Genomic DNA, 18641 nt, shown 5'->3' on the forward strand with positions numbered 1-18641 from the left:
GTACGGCCGCTTCCGGGGGTGCGTTCAAAGCCCGTGAACGGAGACCGCACAGCTGACTCACCGCGTACCGTGGCCCCTCGGACCCGATCCGACGGCAGGAACCACGAGCGTCATGAGTGAAGGAACCATGCATCAACCAGCACAGCGTGACCGGCAGACCCACCAGCGAGCGAAGCGTCTTCACCGCGTCCTTGTCTGCGCGGCAGCGGTCCCGGTGATGCTGATCGCGGCCGGCTGCTCCTCGGACTCCGGTTCGGACGGCGGCTCGGCGAAGGACACGGCCGGTCTCGGCGCGACGACCTCCGCGGACGCGACGGCCGCTCCGACGGTGCAGGCGGCGGCGTACAAGAAGTTGCCGGAGCCGTGTGCGGTGGTGTCGAAGAAGACGTTGACCGAGTTGGTCCCGGAGGGGGCCAAGTCGGGCAAGGAGGGTACGTCGACGGACACGGCGTCGCGCGGCAGCTGCTCCTGGACGAGCCTGGACAACAACGGGGTCAAGGGTTCGCAGTTCCGCTGGCTGAACGTGTCGTTGCTGCGGTTCGACTCCTCGCAGACGCAGGGCGAGGGCGACAAGCTGGCGGCGGCGTACTACGCGAAGCAGGTGCAGGAGGCGCGGTCGGTCACCGGCGCGAAGAACACCAAGTCGGAGCCGGTCGCGGGTGCGGGTGACGAGGCCACGGCGGTGCGCTACGACCTGAAGAAGAAGGAAGGCGCCTTCAAGCAGCAGACGGTGGTGGCGCGGGTCGAGAACGTGGTCGTCACGATCGACTACAACGGCGCGGGTCTGGCGGGCGACAAGACGCCGAGCGCGGACACGTTGACGAAGGCGGCGGAGAAGGCCGTGAAGGAGGCCGTGGCTGCGGTCTCGTCGGCCAACGGCAGCGGCGGTGACACCTCCGGCGGCGGTTCCCCGTCCCCCTCCAGGTCCGCGTCGCCCTCCGCGTCCTCCTCCAAGTCCGCCTCGCCCTCCAAGTCGGCGTCGAAGGCCGCTCCTTCCGCTTCCGCGAGCAAGAAGAGCTGACTGTCACATTCACACCGTTTTCCGCCCTCAACTCGCAGGTCAGCCAAGCCTTTTGACGGAGCCCGGTCCCGCCTCGGTGCCGGGCTCCTGGTAGACCGGCACCCGGGACGCCGCACACATGTGCCACCCTGTTCCGCGCAAGACCATGCAAGGGGAGGGGAGTACGGGTGTCCGCGCCCATTCAGCTCACACGTATGCACCGGGTGCTCATCGGCGTGGTGGTCTCCGGTGCGATGGTCATCGCCGGTATCGGCTTCGCCGGTTCGTACGCCGCCGTACGCGAACTCGCCCTGAAGAAGGGCTTCGGCAACTTCGCGTACGTGTTCCCGGTCGGTATCGACGCGGGTATCTGCGTCCTGCTCGCCCTGGACCTGCTCCTGACCTGGATCAGGATTCCCTTCCCGCTGCTGCGCCAGACGGCGTGGCTGCTGACGGTCGCGACGATCGCGTTCAACGGCGCGGCGGCCTGGCCCGACCCGCTCGGTGTCGGTATGCACGCGGTGATCCCGATCCTGTTCGTGGTCTCCGTCGAGGCGGCCCGGCACGCGATCGGCCGGATCGCCGACATCACGGCCGACAAGCACATGGAGGGCGTCCGCCTCACCCGCTGGCTGCTCTCGCCCCTGCCGACGTTCCTTCTCTGGCGCCGGATGAAGCTGTGGGAGCTGCGTTCCTACGAGCAGGTCATCAAGCTGGAGCAGGATCGTCTCGTCTATCAGGCGCGGCTCCACTCCCGCTTCGGCCGCGCGTGGCGCCGCAAGGCCCCGGTGGAGTCCCTGATGCCTCTGCGCCTGGCCCGCTACGGCGTTCCGCTCGCGGAGACGGCTCCCTCGGGTCTGGCGGCGGCGGGCATCGAGCCCGTACTGCTGCCCCCCGCCCCGCAGTTGGAGCCGGCACGGGAGCCGGAGCCGGCGCCTGCGGCTGTGCAGAACAACCCGGCACCGGTCCAGCAGCTCCCGGCCCCCGCGCCGAACGAGCAGCCCCAGCAGCCGCAGCAACGGCAACAGCCGGAGTACGTCGAGGCGCAGAGCCCGTGGCTCCAGGCGCGCGATCCCCAGTCCGTGGCGTACCAGGGCGGCTACGACCCGACTTACGACCCGGATGCCGCGTATCAGGAGTGGTACGCGGAGCAGCAGCAGGCGGAGCAGTTCCAGCAGTACGAGGAGGAACAGCAGCAGTTCGCGCAGCAACGGCGGTTCGAGCAGCAGCAGTTCCAGGAACAACCGCAGTTCCCGCAACAGCAGCAGCGGTACGAGGAGCAGCCGCCGGAGCCGGAGCCCTCGCCCGAGGACACCGGTACGTTCCCGATCCCGGCGGGTCCGGGTCGTACCCGTGAGCTGGGTGCGGGCGGCGGCACGGAGCCGTCCGAGGACGACTACTACCTGATCTTCAAGAAGTCGATAGACGGCAGCTACCCGACCGGCGGCCAGTTCCGGGGTGACGTGGAGGCCACGTACGGCATCACGCTCCCGCAGCGGGAGGCGGACCGGATGGTCAACCGCTTCACGAACCGTCACACGGCGGAACTCCAGGAAGACCACATCGCCTGAAACGGGTGAGGGGCCCTCGGCGAGGGCCCCTCACCCGTTTCGGTCGTCTACTCCCCGAGCAGGCTGCGCACCTTCTCCTGTCCCACCGCGAGCAGCAGCGTGGGCAGGCGCGGGCCGGTGTCGCGGCTGACGAGCAGGTGGTAGAGGAGGGCGAAGAAGGTCCGCTGGGCGGTCTTGATCTCCGGCGGGAGTTCCTTCGCGGTCGCGTCGGCGGAGAAGCCGGCCTGGACCTTCGGGACGCCGTAGACGAGGTGGCTCAGGCCGTCCAGGGACCAGTGGTCGGCGAGTCCGGCGGTGAGCAGGCGCAGGGACTGCCGGGCGGGCTCGTCGAGGGACTTGAGGAGGTCGGTGTCGGGTTCGTCGCGCACGATGGTCCGCTGGTCGGCGGGGACGTGCGTGTTGATCCAGGCCTCGGCCTTGTCGAGCCGGGGGCGGACCTCGTCGAGGGTGGACAGGGGGTTGGCGGGGTCGAGTTCGCCGAGGATGCGCAGCGTCTGGTCCTCGGCCCCGGCGGTGATGTCGGCGACGGACGCGAGGGTCCGGTACGGCAACGGGCGGGGCGTGTACGGGAGTTCACCGGCGGCGGTGCGTACGGCACGGGAGTGCGCGGCGACGTCGGCGGGCAGGGCGGAACCGTCCGCGACCTTGCCGTCGAGCTTGTCCCACTCGTCGTAGAGGCGCTGGATCTCCTGGTCGAAGGCGATCTTGAAGGACTGGTTGGGGCGGCGGCGGGCGTAGAGCCAGCGCAGGAGCTGCGGTTCCATGATCTGGAGCGCGTCGGCCGGGGTGGGGACCCCGCCCTTGCTGCTGGACATCTTGGCCATGCCGCTGATGCCGACGAAGGCGTACATCGGGCCGATGGGCCGCTCGCCGCCGAAGATCCCGACGATCTGCCCGCCGACCTGGAAGGACGAGCCCGGAGACGAATGATCCACACCACTCGGCTCGAAGATGACGCCCTCGTAGGCCCAGCGCATCGGCCAGTCGACCTTCCAGACCAGCTTGCCGCGGTTGAACTCACTCAGCAGGACGGTCTCGGTGAAGCCGTCCTCGGTGCAGACGTACGTCAGCTCGGTGGTGTCGTCGTCGTAGGCCGTGACGGTGGTGAGGTCCTTGCCGCAGGCGCCGCAGAAGGGCTTGTACGGGAAGTACCCGGCGGACCCGGAGCTGCCGTCGTCCTCTTCGGCGGCCCCCGACCCCTCCTCGGCCTCCAGCTCGGCGGCGTCGACGGCCTTCTGCTGCTGCTTCTTGGCCGGGGCCTTCTTGGTGCGGTACTGCTCCAGGATGGCGTCGATGTCACCGCGGTGCTTCATGGCGTGCAGGATCTGCTCGCGGTACACGCCGGAGGTGTACTGCTCGGTCTGGCTGATCCCGTCGAACTCCACGCCCAGCTCGGCGAGGGACTCGACCATCGCGGCCTTGAAGTGCTCCGCCCAGTTCGGGTACGGCGATCCGGCCGGGGCCGGGACGGAGGTCAGCGGCTTGCCGATGTGCTCGGCCCAGCCGGCGTCGGTCCCCTCGACCCCGTTGGGCACCTTGCGGTAGCGGTCGTAGTCGTCCCAGGAGATGAGGTGCCGGACCTCGTGGCCCCGGCGGCGGATCTCGTCGGCGACGAGGTGCGGGGTCATCACCTCACGCAGATTGCCGAGGTGGATGGGCCCTGACGGGGACAGCCCGGACGCGACGACGACCGGTTTGCCCGGGGCCCGACGCTCCGACTCCTCGATGACCTCATCCGCGAAACGGGAGACCCAGTCGGTGGTCTCGGTGCTCTGAGCCACGATCGGCACGTCCTTCTTTCTGGCACGGGGCAGCCGGTACGGTCGCACGACTGACCCTGCCATTGTCCCAGGCGACCCGACATCCACGAAAACGGCTTTTCCAAGGCCGTGACTCTGAAGCGTGCGCTGGGGGTGGCGGGTTTTTTGCTGCGGGCCGGTGGGGGCTGGCCGCGCAGTTCCCCGCGCCCCTGAGAGGCGGCTGCGCCGCCATCCAGGCTCAAGCCCCCCCACCGCCCTTGGACGGCGGCACAGCCGCCTTCAAGGGGCGCGGGGAGCTGCGCGACCAGCCCCCACCGGGCCCGCAGCCGACGAGGCCCGAGGCAAAGATGCCGGCGCACCCGCCTCGCAGGCGCGCGAGGACCGAGGCCTGGGACGGCGGCGCAGCCGCCTCCTGGGGGCGCGGGGAACTGCGCGACCAGCCCCCACCGGGCCCGCACCCGAAAAACTCGCTTTACCCCCCGTGGGATACTGACCGTGTCTGCACAAACCCACGAGGAGAACGGCTCCCACCCCATGGCTCCGGTCACGTCGCTCACCGACCTAGTCCACCAGCGCCTCGCGAACGCCCTCTCGGCCACCCTGCCGGAGGCGGACGCGGACCCCCTGCTGCGACGGAGTGACCGTGCCGACTTCCAGGCGAACGGCATCCTCGCCCTCGCCAAGAAGGCCAAGGCCAACCCCCGGGAGCTGGCGACGCAGGTCGTCTCGCGGATCACGACCGGTGATGTGATCCAGGACGTCGAGGTATCCGGCCCCGGCTTCCTGAACATCACGATCACCGACAGGGCGATCACCGAGAACCTGGCCGCGCGCTACGCGGACGAGGCCCGCCTCGGCGTGCCCCTCGCGGAGCACCCCGGCACCACCGTCATCGACTACGCGCAGCCGAACGTGGCGAAGGAGATGCACGTCGGTCACCTCCGTTCCGCGGTGATCGGTGACGCGCTGGTCCAACTCCTGGAGTTCACCGGCGAGTCGGTGGTGCGGAGGCATCACATCGGCGACTGGGGAACGCAGTTCGGCATGCTGATCCAGTATCTGGACGAGCACCCGGGCGAGTTGGACCACGGCGACGCGCAGGTGACCGGCGAGGAGGCGATGTCGAACCTCGACCGGCTCTACAAGGCCGCGCGCAAACTCTTCGACTCCGACGAGGAGTTCAAGACGCGGGCCCGGCGCCGGGTGGTGGATCTCCAGGCGGGCGAGCCGAAGACGCTGGCCGCGTGGCAGAAGTTCGTGGACGAGTCGAAGATCTACTTCTTCTCCGTCTTCGAGAAGCTGGACATGGAGATCCGGGACCCGGACATCGTCGGCGAGTCGGGCTACAACGACATGCTGGACGAGACCTGCCGGCTGCTTGAGGAGTCGGGGGTCGCGGAGATCTCGGACGGCGCGCTGTGCGTGTTCTTCGACGACATCAAGGGCCCGGACGGCAACCGGACCCCGCTGATCGTGCGCAAGTCCGACGGCGGCTACGGCTACGCGGCGACGGACCTGTCCGCGATCAGGGACCGGGTCTTCAACCTGAAGGCGAACTCGCTCCTGTACGTGGTCGACGTGCGGCAGTCCCTGCACTTCAAGATGGTCTTCGAGACCGCGCGGCGGGCCGGCTGGCTGAACGACGACGTCACGGCGTTCCAGCTGGCGTTCGGCACGATCCTCGGCAAGGACGGCAAGCCGTTCAAGACGCGTGCGGGTGTCTCGGTGAAGCTGGAGGACCTCCTCGACGAGGCGGTCCAGCGGGCGACCGCGGTCGTCCGGGAGAAGGCCGAGAAGGTGGGCCTGACCGAGCAGGAGATCGTCGAGAACGGGCGGTACGTCGGGATCGGCGCGGTGAAGTACGCCGACCTGTCGACGTCCGCCGTGCGGGACTACAAGTTCGACCTGGACCAGATGGTGTCGCTGAGCGGCGACACGTCGGTGTACCTGCAGTACGCGTACGCCCGTATCCAGTCGATCCTGCGCAAGGCGGGCGAGGCGCGGCCGCTGGCTCACCCGGAGCTCGAACTGGCCCCGGCGGAGCGGGCGTTGGGCCTGCACCTGGACCAGTTCAGCGAGGTGGTCACGGACGCGGCGAAGGAGTACGCCCCGCACAAGCTGACGGCGTACCTGTACCAACTGGCGTCCGTGCTCACGACGTTCTACGACCAGTGCCATGTGCTGTCGCCGGACAACGCGCCGGAGGTCGTGGAGAACCGTCTGTTCCTGGTGGACTTGACGGCCCGCACCCTGCACCGGGGGATGGCTCTGCTGGGCATCAGGACGCCCGAGAAGCTCTGACCGTTCCACGGAGCGCGCGACCGCGGCCCGTCCTTCCCTCGGGGAGGACGGGCCGCGGTCTGTCGGTCAGCTTCCGTAGACGCTCACGCACCAGTTGGCGAAGGTCGCGAACGCCGCCTGGGTGCCGGAGCCCGCGATGCCGTCGATATTGCCCGTGTAGCCCCAGCCGTTGTCCCGCAGGAAGCGCTGGAGCGCGGAGACCGTGCCGCCGCCGACGATGCCGTCGATGTTCCCCGTGTAGCCGTGGTGCGCTTTCAGGAAGCGCTGCATGGCCTGCCAGCTGTGGGTACCGAGCTGTCCGTCGATGCCGTCGGTGTAGTTGTAGTTCGCCGCCAGCCAGCGCTGGACGCCCTTGGCCTGAGCGGTGCTCAGGCCGAGGTTGACCGTCGCCTGGATCTGGACAGGCCGCGTGACCGCTGCCGGCTTCGTGGTGTGCGTGGCGGCGAAGGCCCCGCTCGCGCCGGCCAGGCTGCCGGCGGCGAGGCCGACGAAGGCGGTGACGCTGACGAGCGCCTTCGCGACAGTGCTGGATCGCATTGCTTCCCCTCGGGTCGTGTTCGGGTCGTGTTTCGGTGCCGGATGGTGTCGGCGCCGGGTGACGACACGACAATGCGGGCCGGGTGGCGGGGGCGGCCACAGTCGCCGCCGAAGTGACGCCTGCGCGGGACGTCCCCTCCCCCGGCCTGCGGGGACGCGGTGCGCCGGGACGGTACGGCGGGACGGGTGTGACGCGAGGTGGCCGGTTCCCGACCGGCGCCGGGAACCGATCACCGCCCTTCCTCGTGCACAATGCGACGGCGAACAGGGACCGTTGACCGCGGATGCCCTGAACTGAGCGCGAGTGGGGGATACATGTCGCGTTGGAAGCACCTGCCCGCTGAACTCGACCCGCGTGTACGTCAGTTGGTGATCAGGATGCGCCGGCTGAAGGACCACGGCGGGCTGAGCATCCGTCAGCTCGCGGCGAAGACGGGGTACAGCCCGAAGTCCTGGGAGCGCTACCTGAGCGGCCGGACTCTGCCGCCCCCGGAGGCTGTCGAGGCCCTGGCCCGCATCGCGGGCGAAGCCGATCCGACCCGGCTCCTCGCCCTGCACGAGGTAGCGGCGGAAGGGTGGGCGTCGCCACGGCACCTGGCCGCCGAACCGGGGCCCGGGCCCGACGTGGAACTCCTCTCGGCCGGGTCCGCCGCCAACAGCCCGGCCCCTCCCGGGCGTTCCCTCCTCATCGCCCTCATAGCGGGCGCGGTGACCCTCGTGCTGGCCGTCTCCTCGGCGGTCCTCATCACCGTACGGATCATGGACGACAACAACGACGGCGCCCCGAACGCCGGCGGCAGCGCCACCACCTCCACCGCTCCCCTCGCCGCCCCGGCCACCCTCACACCCGCGCCGCCGCAGCTGTCGTACACCTGCCGCCCGAAGCGGGTCGACGGCCTCTGGTACGCGGGCAACAGCCGTACCCGGGAGGACGTCGTGGCGTACGGCAACAAAGGGGTGGAGGTGGCCGAGGCGCAGTGTCTGCTGCGGCGGGCGGGGTTCTCGCCGGGTGGGATCGACGGGGACTTCGGTCCGCTGACCCTGGGCGCGGTCAGGGCGCTGCAACAGCACGCGGGGCTGCGGGTGGACGGGATGGTCGGGCCGCAGACCTGGAAAGCTCTCCGGAGATGAACCAACTGGTCTCCTCCCTGCGGGAGTTGAAGGCACGCACCGGGTTGAGTCTGGCGGGGCTGGCCGCCAGGACGCCGTACAGCAAGTCGTCGTGGGAGCGGTATCTCAACGGCAAGACGCTGCCGCCGCGGGAGGCGGTGGAGGAGCTGTGCCGGCTGGCCGGGGAGCCGGTGGGCCGGTATGTCGCGCTGTGGGAGATCGCGGAGGCGGAGGCGAGCGGACGCGGCGCGTCGGAGGGCGGGACCCCGACCGTGCCACCCCCGCCACCCCCGTCCCCGTCCCCGTCCCCGGACGGCACGGAGGTCACGGAATCCAGCCATCGCTGGGGCGTGGCCGCCCTGGCCGTGCTCGGCTCGGTCTGTGCCGTGGCGGTCGGCGGCGTGGCGGTCGCCCTGCTCCTCCTCCCCCACCACTCCGCCGCCTCCTCCTCCACGCCCCCGTCCTCGTCCGGCGTCGCCGACGGCTCGGGCTGCCGCGAGGCGGGCTGCGAGGGCCGGAGCCCGATGACGATGCGCTGCGCAGGCCGGCCGGACACGCTCGTCACGCGCCGGACGGCGACCGGGGCCTGGTTGCAGTTGCGGCACAGCAGCGAGTGCGGGACGACCTGGGCGCGGATGTGGGGCGGCCGGATCGGGGACCGGATCGAGTTCGCCGTGCCCGGCCGGGCGGGCTCCGGGTACGCGGCCGAAGTGGGCAACGCGGTGGAGGCGGACACGTACGTCTACACGATGATGGCCGTGACCGCGCCGGGAACCGCGGTCCGGGCCTGCTTCCTGCCCGCGGGAACCGATACGGGGAAAAGGGAGTGCTTTGACGGACGTGTGACGTAGCTGTGTAGTGTCCGGGGATGCCCAGAGTCAAGGTCAGTGTGATCGTTCCCGTCTACAACACCGGGAAGTACGTCGACGAGTGCGCCCCCTCGCTGCTGGGGCAGAGCCTGCCCGCCGACGAGTACGAGATCGTCTACGTCGACGACGGCTCGACCGACGACACCCTGAGCCGCCTGGAGAAGATCGCCGCCGGGCACCCCAACGTGCAGGTGCACACCCAGCCGAACTCGGGCTGGCCGGGCGCCCCGCGCAACCTGGGCATGCGGCACGCGAAGGGCGAGTACGTCCAATTCGTCGATCACGACGACAAGTTGGGGCCCGAGGCGCTGGAGCGGCTGTACGAGCACGCGAAGCGCACCGACGCCGACGTCGTCCTCGGCAAGATGTCCAGCACGATGGTGCGGCCGAGGCGGCTGTTCCGGCACACGGTGGACGCCTGCACGATCGAGAACGACGAGCTGATGCAGAGCATGTCGCCGCACAAGATGTTCCGGCGGGCGTTCGTCGAGGAGCACGGGCTGCGCTTTCCCGAGGGCCCGTGGATCCTGGAGGACCTGGCGTTCGTGAGCGCCGCGTACCTCAAGGCGGAGCGGATCGCGATCCTCGCCGACTATCCGGTCTACTACTGGATGAAGCGTGACGACGGCGGCAACAACACCCAGCACCGTTTCGACCCCCGGCACGGCTTCTGGGCCAACACCCGCACGATCATCGGCCAGATCAAGGACGGCACCCCCGCCTCCGACGACATCGACGCCCTCCAGAACCGCCTCCTCCACCGCCTCTACCACGTGGAGGTCCTCTCCCGGACCCGCGAGCCCGAGATCCTGCGCGAGGACCCGACGGAGCAGCGACAGCGTTTCGAGGCAGCGCGGGAGGTGGCGGTGCAGGACTTCCCGGCGGCGGTCCGCGAGGGCCTGCCCGCCGTGTCCCGACTGCGCGCCGCACTCCTGGAGGCCGGCGACTTCGACGGCGCGGTGACACTCGCCGAGCGCGTCCGCGAGATCAAGCCCCGCACCACGGTGGGCGAACCCCGCTGGGAGAACGGCCAGTTGACCGCCGACATCACGCTGGAACTCCTCCGCGGCGACGGCGAACCCCTGACCCTGATCGAGCGCGACGGCAAGCAGTGGCTCGACCCGGACCTCCTGGACGGCGTCCCGGGCACGGCGGACGGCTGGGAGGTCCCGGACCCCTTCCGCCTCGCCTACGCGGAGCTGATCGTCAAGGACCGCGACCGCGAGGACTGGTGGTACCCGGAGGGCGACCTCGTTCTGGGGCTACGACCGCTCGGCGAAGGCCGCTCCCAGGTCGTCGCCTCCGGCCAACTGCGCCTCGACCCGGAGCGGCTGGCGGGCGGCCGTCCGCTGGAGCGCGGGGTGCACGACGTATGGGCCTACGTCCAACTCCTGGGCGTGGACCGGATGGTGCGCGTGACGGGGAGCGACGCCACGCCGGGCACCCCGGCGGCAGGCCCGGCCCTGACCGGCGGCAGACTCTCCCTCCCCTACTGGACCGGCAGCGGCCAGCTCGCCCTCGACGTGGACCAGCGCCAGCGCAAGCTGGGCCAGGACACGTCGACGCCGGCGGCGACCAACGCCGCCCGGGGCGAGGGCAGTTCACTCCCGCTCCCGTACCTCGCGGCGGCGGTCGACAGCGCCCCCGTCCGCGTCAAGGTCACCGTGGGCACGCTCGGAGTACAGGCCGAACTGCTCCCGGCCCCGAGCAGCGATGTGGCCCAACTCCGCCTCCCCGCCCGCCTGAAGCTCCCCGCCGGCCGCCACCCGGTCAACCTCCCCAAGACCGCCAAGCCCCTCGCCTACGCCGTCGTCCGCAACGGCACGGTGCTCCGCGTGGAGGGCCCGGCATACGACTCGACCGGCGGACGCCGCTTCCTCGACGCGGTGGCGGACAACCGTCAAGTACGGCGGGTGCGGGGGCTGTTGGGGCGCAAGAGGGCTAGCTAGGGCTGCCCGGCAGCTCCCCCAGCAGGGTTCTGGCGGCCGGGACCAGATCGTCGAGGCGCTGAAACGCCCTGGTGTGTTCCAGCGCCTCCGAGGACCACAGGACGTAGCCCTCGTCCCCGTCCCGCGGGTTCGGCTTGAGGAAGAGGAGGCCCGGGTCGGAGGTGTGGCAGTCCGTGGCCAGCCGCAGGACCCACATGGAGAAGTAGGGGAAGGCCAGGCGCAGTTGGGGGTCCGAGCGCAGGGCCAGCAGCAACGGCCGGTACGCGAGGAACGTGTCGTCGCCGGTGAGGATGTCCCACTGGGTCTCGACGGGGTTGCCGTCCTCGTACGCCTGGCTCAGCCTGCGGAACTCCATGAAGGGGAAGCGCTCGGCGAGTTCGGCGAGCTTCGCGCCCTCCCGCCAGTACGCCATCATCGCAACGCCCTCGGCCAGGTCGCCCGTGCTGCCGCTCGCCCAGACGTGGGTGTGGTTGCTGTCGAGGGTGAAGGAGAAGCGGCGGACGCCGTGGCCGAGGAGGATCCGCATCGTGCCTCGCGGGGACGGGAATTGGGCCGCGTTCCAAGGTTCGCCCGCGGTGGCACCGGCGGCGACGGTGACTCCGAGATCGATCCCGTTCTCGCGGGCGAGGTCGAGGACGACGACCCGCAGTCCGCCCCGCTCGACGATGTCCGCGTAGGGGTACGGCCGAGACTCCATGGCCCCGGATCCTAGGAGACCTGCCCCGACACCGCACCGGGATACCGATCGATCTCCCCCGCCCGGGAGAAGAACGACGGTGCGTCGACAGGCGCTTCGGCCATCGCCCATGAAGGGTTGCCCGAGACCAGGAGTCCCTCTCCGCTGGGGGAGTCCAGCAGGAACATGTGGTCCAGGTGCTCGGTGATGCCGTAGTTCCGCGCCATGAGCTCGGTTTCGGCGAGAGCGGAGACCCTTCGGAGGGTGAGCCCCCTCATCAGCGATCTGAGGAACATGACCTGGACGTTGCCCGCGCTCAGCTCGATGCGCGGGCGGGATTTCAGGGCGAGGTCGGAGTCGCTGCGCAGAAGCAGCGTGCGATGAGTACGAGAGTACTCCCACACTTTGAAGAGCCGCTCGGGCTCACTGAACTGCACGGGTGGCCGCTTTCCCGGACCGACTTGGCGGCATTGTTACGTGAGATTAATTCACGTCGCCCGCCGAAAGCTCACCAACAGCCGCAAGAAGCCCTTGGGCCATATTCGTCAAGTTCTCCCTGTAAGCCCCGACCCTGGCGAAGAAGGCTTCTTCAGAATTGAAGGACGTGGGCAGCCACATCAGGAGAACGTAGAGGGCATGAATCTGCCCACCCGACAGGGAAAGTTCAATCCCACCATTGGCTTCGCTCCCTTTTTCGACATCTTCGACAGCGGACAGCAGTTCACGCGAAGACGGCCCAAGAATTAGCGATCGCTGGTCAGGATCCGTAACATACCGCGAGAATGTCATGGCACTGTTGACCACCATCAAGTACTGAGACTTGACCAGGTCAAGCACAAAGATTCCATTCTTGCGAGCGACGACCACTTTCCTTCTCACGGATCACTCATCCCATCACTTCGGCACGTAACGCGCCGCGAATTCCGCAGGGGTCATCATATAGCCGTGGATCATTCGAGTATTCCGAATGATCGCTACACCCTTATTCGCATCGTAAAGGGCCTCTGCCGCAAAGGTACCACTCCTCACAATGGCGTCCACATGCGTGAAAGTCGCATTCTTGAAACTCGCAAAGTAGTTCCCGAGCGCAGCAGGGTCGTGCCCTATATTCGGAATTACGTGGTCAGCAGCATTGCTGACCTCTTGAGCCGTGGCCTCCGGATGATCGGCTGAATGCATCCGCTGCACCTGATAGTCAACGCCATCAGCGATCTGTGGCCCGTGAGCCTCATCGATGGAATTGTATGTATCTTCATCGAGTCCGCCAAGTTCTTCGTCAATGCCATCGCAGTTGTGAACCAGGACTGGTGCAGCCCCCGCCAGCGCATAGTACGTATGCGTGCCGGAGACGGTCAGGTTGTTCACCGTCGCCGTCTGCGTCCACGCCCGTACCGCCCTGACCTGGACATACGTCCCGGCCGACGTCTGCAGCCAGTCCCCCGGCCGCAGTTCCTTCGCCTTCGCCCAGCGGTGCAGCTTCGGCAGCCAGATCGGGTGGCCGTCCGTGGCGGTGAGGGACTTGCCGTTGGCCAGGGTCAGGCGGACCAGGTGCTTGGTGCCGTGGCCCTGGATCGTAGCCGTGACCGTGCGGGACGCCGTCGTGCCGAGGACCGGGTCCGTCGATCTCACCTTGTCGCCGGGGCGCAGGTCCTTGATCGCCTTGGTCTTGCCGTTCGCCAGCAGCACGCGCGTCATCGGTGTGAAGCTGTTGCACTTGCCGCCGGACTCGACCGCGTCCTCGCCGGCGTCCGACGCCTTGCCCGCGTCCTTCTCCGCGGTCTTCGCGGCCGACTTCTCCATGGCCTTCGCCGCGGCCTTCTTCTCGACCGCCTTGGCCGCCTTCTCCTCGGCCGTCTTCACGACCTTCTTCTCGACGGCCTTGGCCACGGTCTTGGCGGCCGTCTTCTCGGCCGTCTTCACCGCCGCCTGTTCCGCGCCGCGCGCCAGCACCCCGCCGCCGAAGCGCATTCCGCCGCGGGCCGCGGCCAGGGCCACGCCCCCTTCCCCGAAGGTCGCGACCGTGATGATGATGGTCGCCGCCGCCATCAGGCAGCCGCCGAGCGTCGGGTTGGTGGCGCAGTTGACGATGTCGGCGAGGCCCGAGTACTCGTAGGCCACGTGCGCGACCGTCTTGGTGGCGGACCAGGCCGCGTGCTTGATCTGGGACCAGCCCCACATCTGGCCGTTGGGGTCCTCCTTCGTCACCGGGCTGTTGTCCGCGTACGCGTAGCCGCCCAGTTGGAGGAGGTCCGAGAAGTCCATCACCGTGTCCAGTGATGTGAAGCGGCCGGTCACCGGGTCGTAGTCGCGTGCGCCCAGGTGCATCAGGCCCGTGCTCGACTCGTCCGTCCCGCCGATGTACGTGCGCGAGCCCGCCCAGCCGGTCAGCGACGGTTCCTGGTCGCCGCGCAGGTTGCCCCACGCGTCGTAGGACCGGGTCTGGACGGCCATTCCGGAGGCCAGTTTGATCTGGACGGTGGCTGTGCCCTGCGGGTTGGTGACCTGGGCGACCAGGGTGTGGGCGCTGGTGGCGCTGGAGGTGTAGCGGACGACCGTGGGGGCGCCGGCCTGGGCGTAACTGCGCATCGCCTTGGTCGCGGTGGACGTCTGGGAGCCCATCACCTCGGTCTCGCCGAGGTACAGGGTCGTCCAGCCGCCCGTCGTCTTGGAGATGCGGTTGCCGTCCGCGTCGTAGAGGTACGACGTGCTCGCGGCGAGGGTGAACTTCTGGGTGTCGGCGCTCGCCGTGCACGCGGCCAGGGTCAGGTCGGCGCTGACCGTGGCACTCGCCACGTTCAGGCAGAGCTTGGATGCCGCGTTGTAGAAGGTGCCGTCGGTGCGGAGAACGAAGGACTGGGTCGTCGCGTCCGGTACGCACGTCTTCAGCGTGATCGTGGAGCCGGTCGTCGTGCCCGAGGCCGTGGCGCACTTGCCCAGGACCGTCAACTTGCCGCCGTTGGCGGTGAACTTCTGTCCTGCCGTGCCGTTGCAGGTGTAGATCTGGATGATGTTGCCGTCGGCCGTGTGGCCGCCGGAGTCGTCCATGCACAGCCCGCCCGGACCGGTGATCGCGCCCGAGCCGGCGCCGAACCCGGTGACCGTCTTCAGCAGGCCTTCACCGTCGTAGACGAAGGACTGGGCATCGCCGTTGATCGTGCGGGTCTGGGTGCGGCCCGCGTCGTCGAAGGTCGCCGCGTTCGCCTCGGTGACGGTCTTCGTGCCGGAGTCCGCCGCCGTCACCGTCTTCTGCGTCCAGCCCGTCAACGTGTCCGGCTGGCCGGTGTCCCCGTAGGCGTACGAAGTCGAGCCGTCCAGCGCGGTGTTGAGGGCGCCGGTGGAGGTGCGCTGGGTGCTGTGGTCGGTGAGCGTGGAGCGGTTGCCGAGGTCGTCGTAGCGGTACGACTGCCAGTACGGGAGGGAGCCGTACGCCGCCGTGCCCGTCGCGATCGTCGAGGCCGACGGGGTGGTCCCCACGCCGCCCGATGCCGTCGCCGAGGAATCGGTCGCCTTCCACGTCGTGCCCGCCGAGTCCGTGCAGGACTTAGCCGTGGCGCCCGTCCAGGCCTCCACCAACTGGCCGCGCGCGTCGTACGTGAAGCATTGGTTGTCCCAGGTCGTGGTCGTCCCGGAGGTCGAACCCGTCGCCAGCAGGCTGGTGTTGCCGGCCTGGTCGTAGGCGTAGGCGGACTGGGAGACCAGGCCGTTCGCCGTCTGGGTGGCCGCGTAGGAGTGGAGGAGGAGGCCGGTGGAGTCGTCGTACAAGGCACTTGTCCACACGCGGTAGGGGTTCTTGCCGCTGGTGGAGCGGGTGATCTGGCCGTACGGGTTGTAGACCGCGCCGGTGGTGTACCAGTCCCAGCCGGAGGTGGAGACGGGCAGGTCCTGGGTGTTGTAGCGGGTGACGACCTTCTCGGCGGTGGTCATGCCGCCGGGGGTGGCCGGCAGGGTCGTCGTGAGCGGCTTGCCGGTACGGGTGTAGGTGTACGACCAGTGGTACGAGCCCGAGAGGTTGTCCGTGCTGCCGCTCACCGCGGGGACCGTGACCGTCTTGCCGGTCAGCTGCCCGTCCTCGGTGTAGCTGGTGGCCTCGCTGACGATGTCGCCTGTGGTGGAGCCGAGCGTGGTGTGGCGGATCGACTTGGCGGGCAGGCCGATGCCCTTGGTGGCGGTGTCGTAGGTCCACTCGTCGGTCGGGAACGTGTCGGAGCCGATGGTGAGGGTGCTCTTGCGGCCGAGCGGGTCGTAGCCGTAGTGCAGGATCTTGCCGGTGGCGTCCTTGGTCTGGGTGACGTGGTCGGCGTCGTCGTACCAGGTCTGGTTGGTGCCGGAGTCCGGGTCGGTGCTGAGGCGGACGCGGTGCCGGGAGTCGTAGGTCCAGGTCCAGAGGTGGCCCGACTTGTCCTTGACCTGGGTGCGGTTGCCGAGCGCGTCGTAGGTGGTCTCGGTGTAGGTGTTCGCGCTGCGGTCGGCGTTGGTGTAGGTGATCGCCTTGACCGCGCGGCCCAGCGCGTCGCCGATGGTCTTCGTGACGGTGGCGCCGGTGGGCGGGACGACGGTGGCGGAGGCGTCGGTGTCGCTGTAGGTGGTGGTGGCGGTGGCGAAGTCCGCGTTGTGGTGCAGGGTCGTCGAGGTGAGCGGGCGGCCGAGGCCGTCGTAGGTCGCCCGCGTCGAGTTGGGGATCGACTGCTGGCTGGTGGGGATGTACGGCGTGGTGGCCGGCAGACCGAGGACGTAGTAGCCGTTGTCGGTGCGGACGGGGGCGCCGTGGTCGTTGTAGCGGACCGAGGTGACCAGGCGGCCGAGGCCGGTGGCGTCCGGTGCCTGGGTCTGCACCGTGCGGCCCATGCCGTCGTAGAAGGTGACGGACTGGGTGTAACCCCCCTTGTCCTTCAGGCTCTTGGTGATGACCCGGGTCGGGGTCTTGGTGCCCAGCGCGTAGCTGATCGTCGTGGAGGGCAGGTCGTCGGCGTCGCCGGGCTGCCAGCCCTTGACCAGGCGGCCGAGGAGGTCGTACTCGTAGCGGGTCTTGTTGCCGTTGGGGTCGGTGGTGAGCGTGGTGAGGCCGCGGGCCGGGTCGATCGTGGTGATCGTCGCCTGCTGCTTGGCGTTGGTGATGGTGGTGCCAGTACGTCAGCTCGATGTCGGCGCTGTTGGCGCGGACCCGGTTGGGATAGGCGGTGCCGTCGAAGACGACGGCCGGCAGGGTCTGGCCCGGGGCGTCGTCCGGGTCGGTGGTGTCGGTGTAGTAGGCGCCGTGCTGCACGGAGGACAAACCCACCGCTTCGTTCGTCCAGCCCAGTTCATCCAGCACGGTTCGTTCAGTCCTGGCGTACGACGTTCCGCCCCGGCCCGCCCGAGAGCGTGTCGCGGCCCGTGCCGCCGTACAGCTTGTCGTTGCCGCTGTTGCCGTAGAGCGTGTCGGCGCCGCTGTCGCCGTACATGAGGTCGTTGCCGTAGCTGCCCAACAGGGTGTCGTTGCCCGCGCCGCCGTACATGAGGTCGTCGCCCGCGCCGCCGCGGATCTCGTCGTTGCCGGCCCCGCCGATCAAGGTCTGACGGCCCCCGCCGCCGTAGATGAGGTCGTCGCCCGCGCCCGCGTCCACGCGGCTGCCGTCACCGCTGGGGTAGAACACGTCGGAACCGGTCCCGCCCAACGCGTTGGACCGGGCACCGACGTAGATCGTGTCGGCGCCCTCGTCGCCGAGGACGAGCGCGTCGGTGCCGGCGAAGACGCTGTCGTTGCCCGCCCCGCCGTCGATCTCGTTGCCGTCGATCTCGCCGGAGTCGATCGCGCCGTCATTGCCGGAACCCAGGCTCAGAAAGACCGAGTTGCGGACCTGGCCGGTGCCGTTGTCGTAGGTGAAGTAGTCGTCGCCGTCGCCGAGGACCACGGCCAGGACGGTGTACCGGTGGCCGCTCGTCCTGCCGGTGCCCGTGCAGGAGATTCTGGTGAGGTCCGCGCTGTCGGGGTGGGTGCAGGGGGCTCCCGCCGCGATGGTGATCGGGACCAGGTCGTCGATGGCGTAGGTGAGGTGAACGCCGTCGCTCGACCTCGCGACGACACTCACGTGGTTGGTCTGGCCGGGCGCCGCGTCGTACTCGAACGTCCCCGCGGCGGCCCGGCTCTTGACGGTCGCCGGTGCCGTCGCGGCACCCGCCGTGCCGGGCAGGGCGACCGACATGGCCAGCGTCGAGCCGACGGCCAGGCTCAGGGCCGAGGCGGCGCGCAGGGTCCTGCGGCTGATGCGGGGACAGCGGGGCGAGCGGGGAGAACGGGGTGAGGGCATGGCACAACCTCCGTACAACGCAGGGGATTCCGACCATCACGAGTGACCGCCGGTGCGTATGGGGGGTTGTGCAGCCCCTTACGGAGTTCATGGTTCCGAGGGGCAGTGTTCAGCGACGCCGCCGCGATGTCCGTCACCTCGATGGCGGTCCGGGCGTCGACGGCGTACGCCGGACCCGCCATCCCGGCGGCCCACCGTTCCGCCTCGGCCATGGTGTTCTCCGGACGACCCGGGCTGTCGCGATGCGGGACGAGGGAGAAGTCGACGACTCCCAGCGTGCGGTCGTCACCGGAGGGCGGCGTCCGGTCGACGCGGGCCTCCCCGATACGCGGGGTCAGCACCATGCTCCCGGCACTGATCCCCACGTGGACCGTGTCGCGCAGCGAGGGGAAGAGGTCGGCCAGTCCGGACTCCCGTATCCAGTGGGACAGGTACGGCGCGTCGCCGCCGTTCTCCAGCAGGGCGTCCGCCTCCCGGACCCAGGAGATCGACCAGCGCCGCCAGGATGCTCGCGTTCCTGACACCGGAGTCGGTGAGGAGAAGCTTCATCGTGCCCCCATCTGTCCCGGCTCCGTGGGTAG

The 18641-nt window shown here is 69.3% G+C and carries 14 protein-coding genes; 6 read left to right on the forward strand and 8 right to left on the reverse strand.

The window, feature by feature from the left end:
• The first annotated feature begins 127 nt into the window (after window positions 1-127).
• Both ACFXC1_RS33865 and ACFXC1_RS33870 read left to right on the forward strand, forming a co-directional pair.
• Window positions 128-1021: a DUF3558 domain-containing protein gene (locus ACFXC1_RS33865; RefSeq protein ID WP_381250084.1), complete on the forward strand. Its 894-nt coding sequence runs from the start codon at window positions 128-130 to the stop codon at window positions 1019-1021.
• A gap of 194 nt (window positions 1022-1215) precedes the next feature.
• Complete coding sequence (locus ACFXC1_RS33870; protein WP_381250202.1) at window positions 1216-2571, forward strand: DUF2637 domain-containing protein; 1356 nt, start codon at window positions 1216-1218, stop codon at window positions 2569-2571.
• A 47-nt stretch (window positions 2572-2618) separates the two neighbouring features.
• On the opposite strand, the gene lysS is transcribed toward ACFXC1_RS33870, so the two are convergent.
• Complete coding sequence (gene lysS / locus ACFXC1_RS33875) at window positions 2619-4361, reverse strand: lysine--tRNA ligase (RefSeq protein WP_381250087.1); 1743 nt, start codon at window positions 4359-4361, stop codon at window positions 2619-2621.
• 504 nt (window positions 4362-4865) lie between these two features.
• Here lysS and argS point away from each other — a divergent pair.
• Window positions 4866-6632, forward strand: coding sequence for an arginine--tRNA ligase (gene argS, locus ACFXC1_RS33880; protein ID WP_381250205.1), 1767 nt, complete (start codon window positions 4866-4868; stop codon window positions 6630-6632).
• Window positions 6633-6698: 66 nt separating this feature from the next.
• Here argS and ACFXC1_RS33885 read toward each other — a convergent pair whose 3' ends face one another.
• Entirely contained in the window at window positions 6699-7169 is a 471-nt protein-coding gene (locus ACFXC1_RS33885; protein WP_381250090.1) for a peptidoglycan-binding domain-containing protein, read from the reverse strand.
• 315 nt (window positions 7170-7484) lie between these two features.
• Here ACFXC1_RS33885 and ACFXC1_RS33890 point away from each other — a divergent pair, with 315 nt between their 5' ends.
• From ACFXC1_RS33890 to ACFXC1_RS33900, 3 genes are read left to right on the forward strand one after another with little or no spacing between them, the layout of a single operon-like run.
• Window positions 7485-8300 carry a peptidoglycan-binding protein gene (locus ACFXC1_RS33890; RefSeq protein WP_381250093.1) on the forward strand — a complete coding sequence of 272 codons (816 nt, stop codon included), beginning with the start codon at window positions 7485-7487 and terminating at the stop codon, window positions 8298-8300.
• On the forward strand, window positions 8297-9130 hold the full coding sequence (locus ACFXC1_RS33895; RefSeq protein WP_381250096.1) for a helix-turn-helix domain-containing protein: 834 nt from the start codon (window positions 8297-8299) through the stop codon (window positions 9128-9130). Before ACFXC1_RS33890 ends, ACFXC1_RS33895 begins: the two co-directional genes overlap by 4 nt.
• A 17-nt stretch (window positions 9131-9147) precedes the next feature.
• Complete coding sequence (locus ACFXC1_RS33900) at window positions 9148-11097, forward strand: glycosyltransferase family 2 protein (protein ID WP_381250099.1); 1950 nt, start codon at window positions 9148-9150, stop codon at window positions 11095-11097.
• Here the strand turns inward: ACFXC1_RS33900 and ACFXC1_RS33905 are convergent.
• From ACFXC1_RS33905 to ACFXC1_RS33935, 6 genes are all read right to left on the reverse strand, one after another.
• Complete coding sequence (locus tag ACFXC1_RS33905; protein ID WP_381250102.1) at window positions 11090-11794, reverse strand: hypothetical protein; 705 nt, start codon at window positions 11792-11794, stop codon at window positions 11090-11092. The genes ACFXC1_RS33900 and ACFXC1_RS33905 overlap by 8 nt on opposite strands.
• Window positions 11795-11805: 11 nt before the next feature.
• Window positions 11806-12210, reverse strand: a complete 405-nt coding sequence (locus tag ACFXC1_RS33910; protein ID WP_381250104.1) for a hypothetical protein — start codon at window positions 12208-12210, stop codon at window positions 11806-11808.
• Between the two features lie 46 nt (window positions 12211-12256).
• Complete coding sequence (locus tag ACFXC1_RS33915) at window positions 12257-12652, reverse strand: hypothetical protein (protein WP_381250107.1); 396 nt, start codon at window positions 12650-12652, stop codon at window positions 12257-12259.
• Between the two features lie 15 nt (window positions 12653-12667).
• A complete protein-coding gene (locus tag ACFXC1_RS33920; protein ID WP_381250110.1) occupies window positions 12668-16618 on the reverse strand; it encodes a ricin-type beta-trefoil lectin domain protein in 3951 nt (1316 codons plus the stop codon).
• Window positions 16619-17091: 473 nt separating this feature from the next.
• Window positions 17092-18060, reverse strand: coding sequence for a calcium-binding protein (locus ACFXC1_RS33930; protein WP_381250113.1), 969 nt, complete (start codon window positions 18058-18060; stop codon window positions 17092-17094).
• Complete coding sequence (locus ACFXC1_RS33935; protein WP_381250115.1) at window positions 17982-18584, reverse strand: Type 1 glutamine amidotransferase-like domain-containing protein; 603 nt, start codon at window positions 18582-18584, stop codon at window positions 17982-17984. The genes ACFXC1_RS33930 and ACFXC1_RS33935 overlap by 79 nt, the downstream gene beginning before the upstream one ends.
• Window positions 18585-18641 lie beyond the last annotated feature (57 nt).

Origin of the sequence: Streptomyces hokutonensis (assembly GCF_042751305.1) — a bacterium.
GTDB lineage: Bacteria > Actinomycetota > Actinomycetes > Streptomycetales > Streptomycetaceae > Streptomyces > Streptomyces hokutonensis_A.

Excerpts from the sequence above, each read along its gene's own strand:
- ACFXC1_RS33865 (WP_381250084.1), top strand. The coding sequence starts at position 128 with ATGCATCAACCAGCACAGCGTGACCGGCAGACCCACCAGCGAGCGAAG.
- ACFXC1_RS33870 (WP_381250202.1), top strand. The coding sequence starts at position 1,216 with ATGCACCGGGTGCTCATCGGCGTGGTGGTCTCCGGTGCGATGGTCATC.
- argS (WP_381250205.1), top strand. The coding sequence starts at position 4,866 with ATGGCTCCGGTCACGTCGCTCACCGACCTAGTCCACCAGCGCCTCGCG.
- ACFXC1_RS33885 (WP_381250090.1), bottom strand. The coding sequence starts at position 7,169 with ATGCGATCCAGCACTGTCGCGAAGGCGCTCGTCAGCGTCACCGCCTTC.
- ACFXC1_RS33890 (WP_381250093.1), top strand. The coding sequence starts at position 7,485 with ATGTCGCGTTGGAAGCACCTGCCCGCTGAACTCGACCCGCGTGTACGT.
- ACFXC1_RS33895 (WP_381250096.1), top strand. The coding sequence starts at position 8,297 with ATGAACCAACTGGTCTCCTCCCTGCGGGAGTTGAAGGCACGCACCGGG.
- ACFXC1_RS33900 (WP_381250099.1), top strand. The coding sequence starts at position 9,148 with ATGCCCAGAGTCAAGGTCAGTGTGATCGTTCCCGTCTACAACACCGGG.
- ACFXC1_RS33905 (WP_381250102.1), bottom strand. The coding sequence starts at position 11,794 with ATGGAGTCTCGGCCGTACCCCTACGCGGACATCGTCGAGCGGGGCGGA.
- ACFXC1_RS33920 (WP_381250110.1), bottom strand. The coding sequence starts at position 16,618 with ATGGGCCGCACGGTGCAGACCCAGGCACCGGACGCCACCGGCCTCGGC.
- ACFXC1_RS33930 (WP_381250113.1), bottom strand. The coding sequence starts at position 18,060 with ATGCCCTCACCCCGTTCTCCCCGCTCGCCCCGCTGTCCCCGCATCAGC.